The organism is Flavobacterium xanthum, from assembly GCF_900142695.1.
Taxonomy (GTDB): Bacteria; Bacteroidota; Bacteroidia; order Flavobacteriales; family Flavobacteriaceae; genus Flavobacterium; species Flavobacterium xanthum.
Genome location: NZ_FRBU01000011.1, coordinates 16831 through 34278 on the forward strand (window position 1 = coordinate 16831; position 17448 = coordinate 34278).

Consider the following 17448-nt stretch of genomic DNA (forward strand, 5'->3'; position numbering starts at 1 on the left):
ATCTTTAAATTAAAATTGTGCAAGTTAAAACAAAAGCGATAGTTCTCTCCTCCTTAAAATTTCAGGAAAAAAGCTTGATTGTCAAATGCTTTACGCTATCTCATGGTTTGAAATCGTACTTTGTTCGGGATGCTTTTTCAGGACGAAAATCAAACCAGAAAATCGCTTACTTTCAGCCGTTGACGATACTCGAAATCGAAGCAGTTCATAAAAACAAAGGCACTTTGGAAAATTTTAAAGAGATAAAAATCGCTTCGGCTTTTCATTCCATTCACTCGGATATTTATAAAAGTACGATTGTGATGTTCATCTCCGAAATGCTGCACCATTCCATCCACGAAGAAGAAACCAACGAGCAGTTATTTACTTTTCTTGAAACCGCTTTGCATTGGTTGGATAATCATGATGAAATTGCTAATTTCCATTTAATTTTATTATTGGAAACCACTAAATATTTGGGTTTTTATCCAGATATTTCTGATATCGATATGCCTTTTTTCGAAATGAATGAAGGTGTATTTACTCCTTTTCACGCGATTAGTTCGCTCACAGAGCACGAAAGTAATTTACTTAAAAAACTGATTGACTTAAAATTCGATAACAATCAAAAAACATTTCATGTCCTCGAAAGACAAATCGTTTTACGAATTCTTATTGATTATTACAGTTTTCATTTGGATGGTTTCAAAAAACCAAAATCTTTGGATGTTTTGAAGGAAGTTTTTAGTTAAAATTCAATATTTGCTTGTATAGTTTTTTTTTTTTTAGTTATTTAGCTTGTATAACTTTAAAAAATTATACAAAATGAAAAATTTTATCTTTTCTTTAGCATTTTTGCTAATCGGGAGTTATGGATTTGCAAATTAAAATTCTATCTCTAAAACAACTAAAGAGTCTACTATTAATTTTATCTTTGAAGAAGCTAAATTTGACAATTTACTTGGAACTTGTTATGTCACAGTTACCTTTTATAATGCCGATGGTGAGGTTACGGGATCAAGATTGCATACTTTCTATAATGTAAATAGTGAAGCTGAATGCAGTACATGGGCAACAGTAGTAAAATTAAAATATATTTCTGAAGCATAATAATTTTGATCAAATATTGGCATCTTTAATAGGGTGCCAATTAATTTATAAATCATGAAATTTTTAGTCATATTTACAGTATTCTTTTGTAACTTTTCTTTTGGACAAAGGAATATGAAGATAAATTATATAATAAAGTACAATACTGAAATTTATAATGAAAAAAACGGGATTCTACTATTAGATGGTAAAAGTCAAAAATCTCTATTTTTAATATCTACAACTAATTTAAAAAATCAATTACCAAAAGAAGAAAACCAAATAAATGTTATTCAAAGTGAGATTGAGCGTTATGTAATAACAGATTTTGTTTTGGACTCATTGTTTTTTAAAGAGAAAATAAATAGTGATGTTTTAATTGTTTCAGAAAATATTCCAAAGATTAAGTGGGCACTTAATCAAAAAATTACAAAAGAAATAGATCAATTTTTATGTTATAAAGCTACCGCAAATTTTAGAGGGAGAAATTATACAGCTTGGTATTCATTGGACTTTCCCTTGCAATATGGGCCATGGAAATTTAATGGATTACCTGGTTTAATTATGGAGATTTATGATGAAACAAATCGATACTACTGGGGTGTAACAAGTATTGGGTTTACAGACCAAAAAATTGATTTTCCACAGGAAAATAATCTTTATAAAAAAATTGATATAAAAGAATATGTTGATTTCCGCTATGAAAAAATAATGGATAACATTGATATTAGATTACCGAGAGGTACACAAACACAAACAACTAAACCTAGCCGAAATGGCATTGAAATTAAATTTGAATGGGAAGAATAAATTATTTTCTCGCTCTTTTTCTAATTTTTAATTTTTCTATTTATTCACAAACTAAAATTCTTGGTCAAGTAAGAAGCGAATTAAATGAAGGAATTATTTCATCTAGTGTTCTTTTAAAAGACGGTAATAACAAAATTATTTTTTACACTTTTACTGGCAATACAGGAAAATATAGTTTAACTACTGATAAGCTGGGTTCTTTTGTTTTAACTGCCAGCGCAGTAGGTTTTGAGCCAAAAACGATAGAAATTATTATTGAAAAAATCAATGAATTAAAAACTATTGATTTTATATTAAGTCCAAAAGTTATAGCTCTAAAAGAAGTAATTTTAGAAACTAAACGCCCTATAACTTTTAAAAATGACACCATTATTTTTAATGCAGACTCCTTCAAACAAGGCAACGAACAAACGGTTGAAGATTTGCTAAAAAAAATACCAGGAATAAATATTGATGCAAATGGCACCATAAAAATAGGTAATCAAGAGGTTGAAAAAGTAATGATTGATGGCGATGATATGTTTGAAAAAGGATATAAAATCCTAACTAAAAACATGCCTGTCAATCCAATTGAAAACGTAGAATTACTTCAAAATTATTCCAATAATAAACATTTAAAAGGAATTGAAAATAGCAATAAAGTCGCTTTAAATCTTACACTTAAAGAAGATTACAAACGTGCTTGGTTTGGCAATACAACATTAGCCTATGGTTTTTTATCAGAAAACCGCTATGATATAAAAGCCAGTCTAATGAATTTTGGTAAAAAATATAAATACTACTTTCTAACCAATTTAAACAATGTCGGCTATGATGCAACCGGTGATATTAATCACTTAATTCGACCTTATCGTTTTGATGAACCTGGAAGTATTGGCGATAATCAATCTGTTAGAACCTTGTTAGGTTTAGGTTATGATACTCCAAATTTAAAACAAAGAAGAGTCAATCTCAATAATGCCGAAATGCTTTCTTTGAATAGTATTTTTACACTTTCTGATAAAATTAAATTTAAAACTTTAGGTTTTTTAAACACCGACGAAGTTGATTTTTTTAGAAAAAGTTTACAATCTTTTTCGGTTGGAAATACATCATTCAGAAATACCGAAGACTTTGTTGGTAGAAAAATACAGCTTACAGGTTTTGGCAAGGTTGATTTAAACTATGACATTTCAAAAACAAAAACTTTTGAATACTCGGGAAAATTTAATAAAACTAACGATAAAAGTAGAAGTAATTTGTCGTTTAACAATGATTTATTAAACGAAAGATTAAATGCAAACAACCAACTTTTTGACCAAAAAGTAGTGTTTACAAACAGGTTTGAAAACAATAAAGTTTTCTTGATCTCAGGTAGATATATTAACGAAAAAACACCACAAAGCTATTCGGTTAATCAGTTTATTTTTAATGAATTGTTCATTGAAAATGCTAATAATACCAAGCAGTTTAGCGAAAACAAAATGCAATTTGCAGGTGTTGAAGTTCATTTGTTAGACAAAAAGAAAAATGGCGATTTGTTAGAAATTAAAATGGGCAATCAATTACGAATAGATGATTTAAATACTCGTTTTGAGCTACTGGAAAATGAAATCAATCTTGCTTTTCCAAACGGGTATCAAAACAATTTGACTTATGCTTCAAATGATTTATACGTATCAGCCAAATATCGATTTAAATTAAAGAATTTTACATTATTTACCCAATCTGATTTTCATCAGTTATTTAATGAATTAAAAAATTTTCAAGCAAAAGTTAGTCAGAATCCGTTTTTCGTTGTTCCAAAAATTGGATTAGATTGGAAGATCAGTCAGAAAAATAAAATGACATCATCTTACTCATACAACACCACTAATTCAGGGATTTTAGATGTGTACTCTGGTTTTGTCCAAACGGGTTTTCGTTCGTTTTCTAAAGGTTTAGAAGAATTTAATCAGTTAAACGCATCGAGTGCTGTTTTGAATTACACCTATGGAAACTGGGGCGATAAGTTTTTTGCCAATACGTTTATTTTATATTCTAAAAACAATGATTTTTTCAGCTCTAGTTCTTTAATCGCGCAAAACTTTTCACAAACTGAAAAAATCATCGTAAAGGATAGAGAATTCTTATCAGTATCATCGGAATTAGATTATTACGTAAAAAAAGTAAAAAACAACTTTAAAGCTAAGTTTGGGCTAAGTGAGATTAATTTTAAAAATATTGTAAATAATTCTGAGTTGCGTGAAGTGAAAAATTTAAATGTTGATTATGGTTTTGAAGTACGTTCGGGTTTTAAAGGATTTTTCAATTATCACATTGGTTCAAAATGGACTTATAATCAAGTAAAAACGAGTGTTCAAAATGGTTTTACAAATAATATGACATTCCTTGATTTTTCGTTCATGATTAATAACAAATTCAATATCCAAGCTCAAACCGAGCGGTATTTCTTTGGGGATTTAGACAATAAAAAAAGTCAATATTATTTCCTTGATGTTGAGGCACGCTATGTTGTAAAAGAAAACAAACTAACATTTATGCTTTCAGGTAACAATTTGTTCAACACTGAAACATTTCGCAATTATAACATTTCCGACATTAGCATTTCACAAACTGAATATAAATTAATGCCAAGATATGTACTGTTGAAGATGGAATATCGTTTTTAAAAACCAAAATCATTGGATGTTTTGAAAGAAGTTTTTTTTTGAAGATAAATAGTAATTAAAATTTATTTTTTTATTTCAAAAAGTAAAGTATATTTGTCTTTTAATCAAGTTTGTTGTTCTTTATGGAAAACCAGCTTAAACAAAATTATTTATGGAACTAAAATCAAAACAAGAAAGAGATATTGAAAAAATCAATAAATTTACGGGTTATCAACTTTCAAATAAATTTAAAATTATTGGTTTAGGATTATCGATTATTTCGCTGGTTTCAATTGTGATGAATGCAGCCTATTTGGAGAACACAAAATACTACTATTTATTTGACAGAATAGCTTTGACCACAATGGTTTTGGGATTTCTTGTAATTTCATTATCTAAAGAAAAAATAGAAGATGAGTTAATTGCACAAATCCGTATGCAGTCTTTTAATTATGCTGTTATAGGGACAGTAATTATTTACTTAACAATGCCATTTATTAATTATATCCTTTATTTTAAATCCTTATTAGGGGGTGAAATCGAAGGAAGTAAAGACGTTGCAGTATTAGGACTTTTATTAACGATTCAGATTCTTACTTTCAGGAAGTTAAAAAAAGCATACAATGAAGAATAGACTAAAGGTAGAGCGTGCTATTTTGAATATAACCCAAGAAGAATTGGCGGAGCGAATAGGTGTTTCTCGACAAACTATTAATTCCATCGAAACCAATCGATTTGTGCCTTCAACTGTCTTAGCTTTAAAATTGTCAAAGTTGTTTGGTAAATCTGTGAATGATTTTTTTGAATTAGATTCAGACGAAAAGTAAGTGATGAATGGGTCTAATTTATAAAAATAGTTGAACAAAGTACTTTTTCTGATTTTTTTTGTCTTTAACAGCGCGATAAATTCGTGAAAATTAGTGAAATTCGTGTGCAATAATTCAAAATTCCTTACTTTCGCACTTCGATTAAAGAAAAGCATAAAATGAGCACAAAATTTACTGAATACAAAGGACTTGACTTACCAACAGTAGCATCAGAAGTACTAAATTTTTGGAAAAAAGAAAACATATTCGAGAAAAGTGTAACCACTCGTGAAGGAAACCCACCATTCGTATTTTTTGAAGGTCCGCCTTCGGCAAATGGATTACCAGGAATTCACCACGTCATGGCACGTGCTATTAAAGATATTTTTTGCCGATACAAAACGCAAAAAGGATTTCAAGTAAAGCGCAAAGCAGGCTGGGATACGCATGGTTTGCCGGTAGAATTGGGTACTGAGAAAGAATTAGGAATTACCAAAGAAGATATTGGAAAAACCATTTCCATTGAAGAATATAACGAAGCGTGTAAAAAAACCGTGATGCGTTATACCGATGTGTGGAATGATTTGACCGAAAAAATGGGATATTGGGTAGATATGGAAGATCCGTATGTTACTTATAAATCCAAATACATGGAAACGGTTTGGTGGATTTTGAAGCAAATCTACAACAAGGATTTGATGTACAAAGGCTACACTATCCAGCCGTACTCTCCAAAAGCAGGAACAGGATTGTCTTCTCATGAAGTGAATCAACCAGGAAGTTACCGTGATGTAACGGATACGACTGTTGTGGCACAATTTAAAGTGATTGATGCGCACAAAGACTTATTGTTCTCCAAGTTTTACGATTACATCAGTTCGAATAATTTACTGCATTATAAGTTAGAAGCTTTGGATTTAGACGAAGTTTTTATCTTGGCTTGGACTACTACACCTTGGACTTTACCAAGTAATACCGCTTTGACTGTAGGTCCAAAAATTGAATATGCATTAGTAAAAACATTCAATCAATATACGTTTCGTCCGGCAACATTGATTTTAGCTAAGAATTTAGTTGGAAAACAATTTGGAAAAGGGTTCTTCGAAAGTTCAGATCCTGCTGACTTTGAAAATTTTAAAGAAGGCGACAAAAAAATTCCTTATCAAGTTTTAGCAGAATGCAAAGGAGCGGATTTAGTAGATATTCGTTACGAGCAATTGATGCCAATAGTAGTGCCGTACCAAAATGCTGAAAATGCATTCCGAGTGATAGCAGGCGATTTTGTTACTACTGAGGATGGAACAGGAATTGTACATACGTCACCTACATTTGGTGCCGATGATGCAAAAGTAGCCAAAGAAGCAATTCCTGAAGTACCGCCAATGTTAGTTTTGGACGAAAATGGAACTCCAGTTCCGTTAGTAGATTTACAAGGAAAATTCACTTCGCACATGGGTGAATATGCAGGTAAATATGTAAAAAACGAGTATTACAATGATGGCGAAGCACCGGAACGGTCAATAGATGTTGAAATTGCCATTCGGTTAAAAGAAGAAAATAAAGCGTTTAAGGTAGAAAAATACGTGCACAGTTATCCGCATTGCTGGAGAACAGATAAGCCTATTTTATATTATCCTTTAGATTCTTGGTTTATAAAAATTACCGAAGTAAGAGATAGAATGTTCGATTTGAACGAAACCATCAACTGGAAACCAAAAGCTACTGGAGAAGGCCGTTTTGGGAATTGGTTGAAAAATGCCAATGATTGGAATTTATCCCGATCTAGATTCTGGGGAATTCCACTACCAATTTGGAGAACCGAAGAAGGGACCGAAGAAATTCTAATAGGTTCGGTCGAAGAATTATACAACGAAATAGAAAAATCAATCACTGCTGGCCTCCAAAAAGAAAATCCTTTTAAAGGCTTCGAAATTGGAAATATGGCCGAATCAAATTATGATTTGGTTGATTTACATAAAAATGTAGTGGATGAAATTATTTTGGTTTCTCCTTCTGGAAAACCGATGACTCGGGAAGCTGATTTAATTGATGTTTGGTTTGATTCGGGTTCCATGCCGTATGCACAATGGCATTATCCTTTTGAAAATAAAGATAAAATTGACCAAAACAAAGATTTCCCAGCTGATTTCATTGCTGAAGGGGTAGATCAGACACGAGGATGGTTTTATACGTTGCATGCCATTGGAACTTTGGTTTTTGATAAAGTTGCGTACAAAAATGTAGTTTCAAACGGATTGGTTTTAGATAAAAACGGACAAAAAATGTCTAAACGTCTAGGAAATGCCGCAGATCCATTTGAAACATTAAAAGAATACGGTCCTGATGCGACGCGGTGGTATATGATTTCCAATGCCAATCCTTGGGATAACTTGAAGTTTGACTTAGAGGGAATAGCTGAGGTCCGTAGAAAATTTTTCGGGACATTATACAACACCTATTCGTTCTTCAGTTTGTATGCTAATATTGACGGTTTTAAATTTGAAGAAGCGGAGATTCCAGTAAACGAAAGACCGGAAATTGACCAGTGGATTATCTCAGAATTGAATACGTTGATTAAAGAAGTAGATGGTTTTTATGCGGATTACGAACCAACAAAAGCGGCTCGTGCCATCTCTGAATTTGTTCAGGAAAACTTGAGTAACTGGTACGTTCGTTTGTGTAGAAGACGCTTCTGGAAAGGGGAATATGCACAGGACAAAATCGCGGCTTATCAAACTTTGTATACTTGTTTGTTGACCATAAGTAAACTCGGTGCACCTATTGCTCCGTTCTTCATGGACAAACTTTACAGAGACTTAACGTTAACAACACGGTCAGAAAAGTACGACAGTGTACATTTGGCAGAGTTCCCAATTTCGGTTGAAAACTATGTTAATAAAATGTTAGAGAGTAAAATGGAGAAAGCGCAAACCATTTCATCATTGGTTTTATCACTCCGAAAAAAGGAAATGATAAAGGTGCGTCAACCGTTGCAAAAGGTAATGATTCCGGTACTTGACAACAATCAAAGAGCTGAAATTGAAGCCATTTCTGAGCTTATAAAAGCTGAAGTAAACGTGAAAGAAATCGTACTTTTGGATGATGCTTCGGGTATTTTAGTAAAACAGATTAAACCTAATTTTAAAGCGCTCGGGCCCCGTTTTGGAAAGGATATGGGCTTGATTTCTAAGGAAATACAAGGTTTTTCGAAAGAGCAAATTGCTCAATTAGATAAGGAAGGAAGCCTGGATATTGTTATTGCAGGAAATAACGTAACTTTAACCGTAGAAGATGTAGAAATTGCGTCACAGGATATTGAAGGTTGGCTGGTCGCCAACTCAAATGGAATAACGGTTGCGCTTGACATTACAATTTCAGAAGCCTTGAAACAAGAGGGAATTGCTAGAGAATTGGTAAATAGAATTCAGAATATCCGTAAAGATTCTGGATTTGAAGTTACGGATAAAATCAAGGTTCAATTGAAAAGAAATGGACTCTTGGAAGAAGCGATTCTTAAAAATGAAGACTATATTAAATCGGAAACATTAACGAGTGATTTAGTTTTTGTTGATGTCTTAGAATTGGGTACTGAAATAGAATTTGACGATATAAAAACAATGCTATTAATTTCTAAATAATATAAAATGGTAGATGAAGCTACAAGATACTCTGATGCTGATTTAGCGGAGTTTAAAGTGATAATACTGAGTAAAATACAAAAAGCACAAGCCGATTTAGATTTGATTAAAAGTGCTTATATGAATGATTTGAATAATGGTACCGATGATACGTCTCCAACATTCAAAGCGTTCGAAGAAGGTAGTGAAACCATGTCAAAAGAGGCAAACTCACAACTGGCGATTCGTCAGGAGAAGTTTATTCGTGATTTGAAAAACGCCCTATTCCGTGTAGAGAATAAGACCTACGGCGTTTGTAAAGTGACCGGAAAATTGATAGGGAAAGAAAGATTAAAAATCGTTCCTCATGCTACCATGAGCATTGAAGCAAAGAACTTGCAACGATAAACCTTCTGTTAAACAAGATTTAACGCTCCTTTGGGAGCGTTTTTTTTGATTAAATTGCTATTTTTGCGCCATTAAAATTTATAAAATGTCATTACGAAAAGCGTATCTCCTTATTTTTATCTTATTGCTTGTTGATCAAGTTTCTAAAATTTATATCAAAACCAATTTTATTTTAGGAGAAGAAGTAGAAGTCTTCAGATGGTTCAAAATTCTATTCATTGAAAATGAGGGAATGGCCTGGGGAACTAAAATCCCGGGAACTTATGGTAAATTGTTCCTGACGCTTTTTAGATTAGTGGCCGTAGGCGGAATTGGGTATTGGTTGTGGGATTCCGTGGAGAAAAAACACAGCTCAAATTACTTAATTGTAGCAATATCTTTAATTTTTGCAGGTGCTTTTGGTAATATTATCGATTCTGTTTTTTACGGTGTCATTTTTGACGACAGTCAACAACAACTGGCTACCTTGTTCTCAGATCAACCGTATGGAACTTGGTTTCATGGTCAAGTAGTAGATATGTTTTACTTTCCTTTTTGGCACGGAACTTTACCTAGTTGGTTGCCAATTTGGGGCGGAAAAGAATTTACTTTTTTCAACGCCATCTTCAATATTGCCGATATGGCAATTTCTACCGGAGTTGGAATCTTGATTTTCTTTAATAAAAAAGCATTTCATCACGAATAGATTCAACGTTTTTTATAACGTACAAAAGAAGACCTGTTCATGATTTGAACAGGTCTTTTTTGGTTAATTTTTATTATGTCCCGGGGCGTAACGTTTTGCGCTTTTTCCTCCGTATATTTTTTTAGCCTGACCTGGTGGAAGTCTTTTAGCTTTATAGGTAGATCTGCTCGTTCCAGTGTGAATGCTGCAGTTTGAAAAGGAAACTGCAAAAAGAAGTACCATGATACTTACCGCTACTCTTGAATTTTTAAATGTTCTCATAACTTGATTAAATTTTATCTGGTGCGAAAGTACAGATTAAAAGTTAAAACGAGTAAACTCTATCTGGAGTAACACAATAATTTAGGGCTATATCACCTTCAAAAATACCTTCAATCAGTTCTTCAGCTTCAAAAAAAGAAAGGCCTATTTTGATAGTGTCGGGTTTGCATTCGGATAGAAATTTATCATAAAATCCTTTTCCATAACCCACACGATGTCCTTTTTTGTCGAATGTTAGAAGGGGGACAAATACAACGTCGATTTTAGTTGACGGAATTTCTATTCCATCGACAGGCTCTGGGATATTATATTCATTTTTCTTGATTTTTGTGTTGTCTGTCAGAAGAAAATGACTCATGTTTCTCGTCGTAAAATCACTTTTAGAAATAATAATGTCCTTGTCTTTTCCAGATAGCAAGTGTAAAATAAATTCGGTGTTGACTTCTTTGTGTTCGGAAATGGGCAGGAAAATATGAAAATAGTTTTTTTCCCAAATCGGAATGGTAAGCAGTTTATTGGCAACAGCCAAGCTCATTTCTTCCACTTCATCTTCCGAAAGGTTTTGTCGAAGATTTTTGTATTTTATTCTTAATTCTTTTTTAGTGCTTTGCATTTAAAATGGTCTTTGAAATATGATAAATGGCATCGCCTTGATACACGATTGGAGCTTGGTTTCCGTTGATGATAAACCCGTCATTTGGAGCTTTTATTTTGCGTTCAAATTTCCCAAATGGATCTGTTATTGTTGCCAATACAGTGCCTTTTGCAACAAATAAACCTATAAAACCGTTGTCGTGCAGTAAGCCTGAACATTTTGCACGGATCCAGGCTGATTTTTGAATGTAAATGGTCTTTTTTTCTGGACTCTTGACAACATGATTCTCAGCTAACATGTTAAGATGTGATAGAATGCGTTTAGCGCCTTCAACCCCAGCATGGGCTACTGGATAATCGATATTTAGTGATTTTCCACCTTCAAAAAGGAGCATTTTTACATCTAGCTTTTGACTGGCATTTCTAAAACTTCCAGCAATATTATTAGAAAACAAAGTGAAGGGAGCATTAAAGACATCGGCTAAATCTTTAAGCGCTTCGTTATTTGGAGCTAACCTGATTTGCGGAGCATTAAATCGACTGGCGCCACCAGCATGAAAATCAACGGCATAATCTATAATTGGCATTATTTCAGTTAGAATGTGATAGGCAAATCGACTCGCTAAAGAACCTTTTTTGCTTCCTGGAAAAACTCTATTCAAGTCTCTGCCGTCTGGAAATTCCCTAGATTGATTTACAAAACCAAACATATTGATTACGGGAATACAGATGATAGTGCCTATTTTTGGTTTATTTATTTTTTTGGTGATTAACTGCCTTACAATTTCAACTCCATTTATTTCATCACCATGAATTCCTGCTGAAAAGAGTATGGTAGGTCCTTCAATTTTTGACCGTTGAACAACTATAGGGATTTTGAGTTTTGTGGCATTGTGTAGTTTCGCAATTTCCATGTAAATAGTTTTACTTTGTCCAGGCAAAATAGTTTCTCCTAAAATACTAATGGTTTTTGAGTTTTTCATATTGAATTAAAAGCTAAAAATAGAAATAATTATTTTGAATTCGTAAATTTGAAACGAAATAATTAACGGTTTGTAAAATTAACAGCCTTGCTAAGGAAAGTCGCATAAAACGACACTTTTTTTGAAATAAATAAACCATGCAAAACCCAACTCTTGAACTTCAAATCCAAACTTTACCAGACAATCCTGGAGTATACCAGTATTATGATAAGGAAGGGAAAATTTTATATGTGGGCAAAGCCAAAAATCTTAAAAAAAGAGTTTCCTCTTATTTTAATAAAATTCATGATACGGCCAAAACCAATGTGCTCGTAAAGAAAATTGTAACCATCAGACACATTGTTGTTCCTACAGAAACGGATGCGCTTTTGTTAGAAAATAACCTGATAAAAACGCTGCAACCGCGCTATAACGTTTTGCTGCGAGATGACAAAAGTTACCCTTGGTTGTGTATTAAGAAAGAACCTTTTTCCCGAATTTTTGCCACACGCAGAATGGTCAAAGATGGATCGGAATATTTTGGGCCGTATACCAGTTTCAAAACCGTAAGTACTATTCTGGATCTGATTAAAAAGTTGTATCCACTCCGAACTTGTAATTATGATTTGAGTAAAAGCAATATTGAAAGTGGGAAATTCAAGGTGTGTCTCGAATACCATATTGGCAATTGCATGGGGCCTTGTGAAGGTCATGAGACTTTGGAAAATTACCAAAAACAAGTAGATGCGATTCGGGAAATCTTGAAAGGGAACTTCAAGGAAAGTATGAAGGATTTTAAAAGGGTCATGACGAATCTGGCAGCCGACATGCATTTTGAAGAAGCGCAGAAAATAAAAGAAAAAATAGAAATTCTGGAGAATTACCAATCGCGATCCACAATTGTAAATCCAAAAATCACCAATATCGATGTGTTTTCAATTGTCTCGGATGAAAGTGCGGCATACGTAAACTTTTTGCAAATTTCCCATGGTTCGATTATTCGTTCTCATACGATGGAAATCAAAAAGAAATTGGATGAAAGTGACGAGGAATTACTAGAATTGGCGATAATAGAACTGAGAGAACGTTTTCAATTGTTGTCTCGAGAGGTGATTGTTCCGTTTCATGTGGATTTGGGCGAAAACATCAAAATTACAATCCCGCAATTGGGAGATAAAAAACAAATTCTGGACTTGTCCGTTCGCAACGCTAAGTTTTATCGAATTGAACAACTCAAACAACTGCAAATTGTAGATCCGGATCGCCATACCAAAAGAATTATGGCACAAATGCAAAAAGACTTGAGGTTGCCTGTTGAGCCAAGACACATAGAATGTTTTGATAACTCGAATATTCAAGGAACGAATCCAGTCGCTGCTTGTGTAGTTTTCAAAGATGGAAAACCTAGTAAGAAAGATTACCGTCATTTTAATATTAAAACGGTTGAAGGACCAGATGATTTTGCTTCGATGACCGAAGTGGTTTACCGAAGATACAAACGATTAGTAGAAGAAGAACAGCCTTTGCCGCAATTGATTATTATTGATGGAGGAAAAGGGCAACTGTCATCCGCGTTGAAGAGTATAGACGCATTGGGTTTAAGAGGGAAAATCACCGTTATTGGGATTGCCAAAAGGTTAGAAGAGTTATTCTATCCTGGCGATTCTGTTCCGTTGTATTTGGATAAAAGATCGGAAACCTTAAAAATAATTCAACAATTACGAAACGAGGCACACCGTTTTGGGATCACGCATCACCGCGATAAAAGGAGTAAAACGGCATTGAATTCGTCGATTGAGTCTATTCCGGGAATTGGAGAAAAAACAATGCTGGCTTTGATTCAGCACTTTAAAAGTGTTAAAAGATTAAAATTAGCAACAGAAAAAGAAATTTCGGACGTTATAGGTATGTCAAAAGCCAAAAAAATTGTCGAATTTTACAAGACAACAAATGAAATTTAATACTACCTAATTCTGCTACGAGACAAATTGCTGCTTATGAAGAAAATCGCATTATTATTGATTGTTTTTACCAGTCTGACGGTATTTTCGCAAGAGCAAAAAAGACCTAAAATAGGTTTAGTTTTAAGTGGTGGTGGTGCAAAGGGATTTGCTCATATAGGTGTTTTAAAAGTACTAGAAGAAGCAGGAGTCAAGATCGATTACATTGGCGGGACCAGTATGGGCGCGGTTGTTGGGGGTCTTTATGCCTCGGGATATAATGCATCCCAAATAGATTCTATTTTTCAAGCTACAAATTTCAATGAGTTAATCAACGATTTTATTCCCAGATCTTCAAAGAATTTTTACGAAAGAAGAAACGACGAGTTATATGCGCTGGTTTTGCCGTTTAACAAAATGAAAATTGGGATTCCGGAAGCCTTGTCTAAAGGGATGTACAATTATAATTTATTAAGTAGGATTACCAGAAACGTGAGGGATGTTAAGGATTTTAACCAACTGTCCATTCCTTTTTTGTGTATTGCCACTAATGTTGAAACCGGTGAAGAAGTACTCTTGAACAAAGGGAATTTGGCTCAGGCTATGATAGCCAGTTCTGCTTTTCCCTCTTTATTTTCCCCTGTGGAAATTAATGGAAAAATTTTGGTAGATGGTGGAGTAGTCAATAATTATCCCATTGAAGAGGTACGAAAACTAGGCGCAGACATCATTATAGGTGTTGACGTTCAAGATGGTTTGCTAGATCGAACGCAGCTTAAAGATGCTACTAAAATTTTAGTCCAAATCACTAATCTTCATTCTATAGAACGAATGACGAAAAATATTGCGAATACGGATATTTACATAAAACCCGATATTTCACAATATGGTGTGATTTCATTTGATAAAGGCAAAGAAATAATTAAAAAAGGAGAAGAGGCTACATTTGCTGTTTTTGAGGAGCTAAAAAAACTAGTTGATGAATCTAATCCTTACATCAAGCCTAAACTGAAGCTACATTCTGATAGCCTACAAATTAGTGCTATAAACAGCAATGATTTAGATAATTATACGAAAGAATATATCAGTGGAAAATTAAGATTTAAGCCTGGAGCAAAAATTGTTTATGATGACTTATTAAAGGGGATTAATAATATCAATGCCTCACAAAATTTTAGCGCTATCTCTTATTCCTTGGAAACTAATCAAGGAGCGGTAGACTTAAATATTAATTTAAAGGAAAACGAAACAAAAACTTATCTGAAATTCGGAATGCACTATGATAATTTGTTTAAAAGCGGTGTATTAGTAAATTTAACTCGTAAAAAAACACTTTTTAAAAACGACATCGCCTCTTTAGATATTATTTTGGGAGACAATTTCAGGTACAATTTAGACTATTACATTGAAAACGGATTTAATTTGAGTTTTGGTTTTAAATCACATTACAACCAGTTTAATAGAAATGTAGCGAAAGAAATAAGCAGTATCGCTTTTAATAATCCCAATATCAACGCTGTCAATGTTGATTTTAGCGACATGACCAATCAAGTGTATTTCCAGTCTTTGTTTGTTCAGAAATTTTTGATTGGAGGTGGCGTGGAGCTCAAATATTTAAAGATAAAATCGGAAACATTGGCCAATGTGAATCCAACAATTGACAATAGTAACTATTTAAGTCTTTTTGGTTATTTGAAATTTGATTCTTTTGATAACAAATATTTCCCCAAAAAAGGGTGGTATTTTGCAGGTGATGTCCAATCCTATTTGGTTTCTTCTAACTATACGGGCGATTTTCAACCCTTCTCTATTGCTAAAGGGGACTTTGCAGTAGCAGCAACCTTATTTAAAAATGCTACTGTCAAATTCCAAACTGATGCAGGTTTTTCTTTTGGTCAGGAAAGTGTTGCTTTTTTCAACTTTATTCTGGGCGGTTACGGATACAATCCACTTAATAATTTCAAATATTTATATGGTTATGATTATTTGAGTTTGGTCGCTAATAGTTATATAAAATCAACAGGCACGGTCGATTATGAGTTTTATAAAAAGAATCACATCAACTTTTCAGCAAATTTTGCTAATATTGGAGATCGAATTTTTGAGACCGTGGATTGGATTTCTATCCCAAAATATTCTGGATATGCCGTTGGATACGGTTTAGAAACGGTAATTGGACCAGTAGAAATAAAATATTCGTGGTCCCCAGAACAGCCTAAAGGATTTACTTGGTTCAGTATTGGCTTTTTGTTTTAAATTTAATTTATTTCAATAATAATTCCGATATTTGTTATAATGAAAACAAAATGGCTAGGTTTATTAGAGTATCTTCAATTCCTTATCAAGAGAAATCCGGAATAAGGACTCTTTTTTTTGATTTAGCATAGCACTTAATAAAGTAATCTAAACTTTAATTTGTTACACTTTTAAAAAAAAAAATCATGCCTTTATATCATAAATTAGGGAGTTTTCCCCAAAAAAGACACACACAATTCGAAAAACCAAACGGCGGTTTGTACTACGAACAACTCTTTGGAACAGAGGGTTTTCATGGTCATTCTTCATTGTTATACCACGTTCACAGACCAACACAGGTAAAAGAAATTCTAAAATCTTATTCTGTTGAACCTAAAATTGCTATTGGAAAAAACATTAAATCACTACTGTTAAAAGGTTTTGAGTTAAAACCAGAAGATGATTTTCTAGACAGTCGGAAAGCGATGTTGGTCAACAAAGATTGTACGATAGGATTAGCCGCTCCAAGACAATCATTACGCAACTATTTCTATAAAAATGCCGATGCGGATGAAATGATTTTCATTCATAAAGGAAAAGGAAAATTGCGCACCATGATGGGTAATATTCCTTTCGAATATGGAGATTATCTGATTATTCCTCGCGGAATGATTTACCAAATTGATTTTGATACTCTAGAAAACAGATTGTTTTACGTAGAATCATTCGCTCCTTTTTACACACCAAAACGCTATAAAAATGAATCGGGTCAACATCTTGAGCATTCCCCGTTTTGTGAACGCGATTTTATTTTGCCAAACGAGTTAGAAACACACGATGAAAAAGGGGATTTCCTGATCAAAATTAAGAAGGAAGGGATGATGCATGAAGTGGTTTATGCCACGCATCCTTTTGACGTTGTGGGTTGGGACGGCTACAATTTTCCTTATGGATTTAGCATTCATAATTTTGAACCTATAACGGGGCGCGTTCATCAGCCGCCACCAGTGCATCAAACCTTCGAGACAGCAACTTTTGTGGTTTGTTCTTTTGTTCCAAGGTTGTACGATTACCATCCAAAATCTATTCCAGCACCATACAATCATAGCAATATCGACAGTGATGAGGTTTTGTATTACGTGGATGGCGATTTTATGTCACGCAACAATATCGAGCAAGGACATATTACTTTGCATCCAAAAGGGATTCCGCATGGGCCTGCGCCCGGGACGATGGAGCGTAGCATAGGCCATAAAGAAACGCACGAATTAGCGGTAATGGTGGATACGTTTCGTCCATTGATGGTAACCGAAGAAGCGATGGGACTGGACGATGGTCAGTACTATAAATCTTGGGTAGAATAATTCATTGCAAGGGACGAAGTAATCGCATTACAATTGTCATCCTAAGAGTAGTCGAAGGAAGGAGCTAT

14 protein-coding genes are annotated in these 17448 nt (G+C 33.7%); 11 read left to right on the forward strand and 3 right to left on the reverse strand.

Annotated features, from left to right (window positions below):
• Positions 1 to 17: 17 nt before the first annotated feature.
• The 8 genes from recO (at position 18) to BUC11_RS06420 (ending at position 10024) form a co-directional block, all read left to right on the forward strand.
• Positions 18 to 731, forward strand: a complete 714-nt coding sequence (gene recO, locus BUC11_RS06385) for a DNA repair protein RecO (RefSeq protein WP_073352838.1) — start codon at positions 18 to 20, stop codon at positions 729 to 731.
• A 412-nt stretch (positions 732 to 1143) separates the two neighbouring features.
• Complete coding sequence (locus BUC11_RS06390; RefSeq protein ID WP_073352839.1) at positions 1144 to 1878, forward strand: GLPGLI family protein; 735 nt, start codon at positions 1144 to 1146, stop codon at positions 1876 to 1878.
• Positions 1866 to 4529, forward strand: coding sequence for a TonB-dependent receptor (locus BUC11_RS06395; protein WP_073352840.1), 2664 nt, complete (start codon positions 1866 to 1868; stop codon positions 4527 to 4529). The genes BUC11_RS06390 and BUC11_RS06395 overlap by 13 nt, the downstream gene beginning before the upstream one ends.
• A gap of 151 nt (positions 4530 to 4680) precedes the next feature.
• Positions 4681 to 5142 carry a hypothetical protein gene (locus tag BUC11_RS06400; RefSeq protein ID WP_073352841.1) on the forward strand — a complete coding sequence of 154 codons (462 nt, stop codon included), beginning with the start codon at positions 4681 to 4683 and terminating at the stop codon, positions 5140 to 5142.
• Complete coding sequence (locus BUC11_RS06405; RefSeq protein WP_073352842.1) at positions 5132 to 5335, forward strand: helix-turn-helix transcriptional regulator; 204 nt, start codon at positions 5132 to 5134, stop codon at positions 5333 to 5335. Before BUC11_RS06400 ends, BUC11_RS06405 begins: the two co-directional genes overlap by 11 nt.
• Before the next feature lie 158 nt (positions 5336 to 5493).
• Complete coding sequence (gene ileS / locus BUC11_RS06410; RefSeq protein WP_073352843.1) at positions 5494 to 8952, forward strand: isoleucine--tRNA ligase; 3459 nt, start codon at positions 5494 to 5496, stop codon at positions 8950 to 8952.
• 6 nt (positions 8953 to 8958) lie between these two features.
• Positions 8959 to 9339 carry a TraR/DksA family transcriptional regulator gene (locus BUC11_RS06415; protein WP_073352844.1) on the forward strand — a complete coding sequence of 127 codons (381 nt, stop codon included), beginning with the start codon at positions 8959 to 8961 and terminating at the stop codon, positions 9337 to 9339.
• 85 nt (positions 9340 to 9424) lie between these two features.
• The gene (locus BUC11_RS06420) at positions 9425 to 10024 is read left to right on the forward strand and encodes a lipoprotein signal peptidase (RefSeq protein ID WP_073352845.1); all 600 of its coding nucleotides are present in this window, start codon (positions 9425 to 9427) and stop codon (positions 10022 to 10024) included.
• A gap of 63 nt (positions 10025 to 10087) precedes the next feature.
• Here BUC11_RS06420 and BUC11_RS06425 read toward each other — a convergent pair whose 3' ends face one another.
• The 3 genes from BUC11_RS06425 to BUC11_RS06435 are packed head-to-tail and all read right to left on the reverse strand — an operon-like array spanning position 10088 to position 11862.
• Positions 10088 to 10285, reverse strand: a complete 198-nt coding sequence (locus tag BUC11_RS06425) for a hypothetical protein (RefSeq protein WP_073352846.1) — start codon at positions 10283 to 10285, stop codon at positions 10088 to 10090.
• 43 nt (positions 10286 to 10328) lie between these two features.
• Positions 10329 to 10898 (reverse strand): 5-formyltetrahydrofolate cyclo-ligase, encoded by a 570-nt coding sequence (locus BUC11_RS06430; protein WP_073352847.1) that lies wholly within the window; start codon positions 10896 to 10898, stop codon positions 10329 to 10331.
• Positions 10885 to 11862 (reverse strand): succinylglutamate desuccinylase/aspartoacylase family protein, encoded by a 978-nt coding sequence (locus BUC11_RS06435; protein WP_084129542.1) that lies wholly within the window; start codon positions 11860 to 11862, stop codon positions 10885 to 10887. The genes BUC11_RS06430 and BUC11_RS06435 overlap by 14 nt, the downstream gene beginning before the upstream one ends.
• 137 nt (positions 11863 to 11999) lie before the next feature.
• Between BUC11_RS06435 and uvrC the strand changes: the two genes are divergently transcribed.
• The 3 genes from uvrC (at position 12000) to BUC11_RS06450 (ending at position 17380) form a co-directional block, all read left to right on the forward strand.
• Positions 12000 to 13802: an excinuclease ABC subunit UvrC gene (uvrC, locus tag BUC11_RS06440; RefSeq protein WP_073352848.1), complete on the forward strand. Its 1803-nt coding sequence runs from the start codon at positions 12000 to 12002 to the stop codon at positions 13800 to 13802.
• Between the two features lie 36 nt (positions 13803 to 13838).
• Positions 13839 to 16037, forward strand: coding sequence for a patatin-like phospholipase family protein (locus BUC11_RS06445; protein ID WP_073352849.1), 2199 nt, complete (start codon positions 13839 to 13841; stop codon positions 16035 to 16037).
• Between the two features lie 185 nt (positions 16038 to 16222).
• Positions 16223 to 17380 carry a homogentisate 1,2-dioxygenase gene (locus tag BUC11_RS06450; RefSeq protein WP_073352850.1) on the forward strand — a complete coding sequence of 386 codons (1158 nt, stop codon included), beginning with the start codon at positions 16223 to 16225 and terminating at the stop codon, positions 17378 to 17380.
• Positions 17381 to 17448 lie beyond the last annotated feature (68 nt).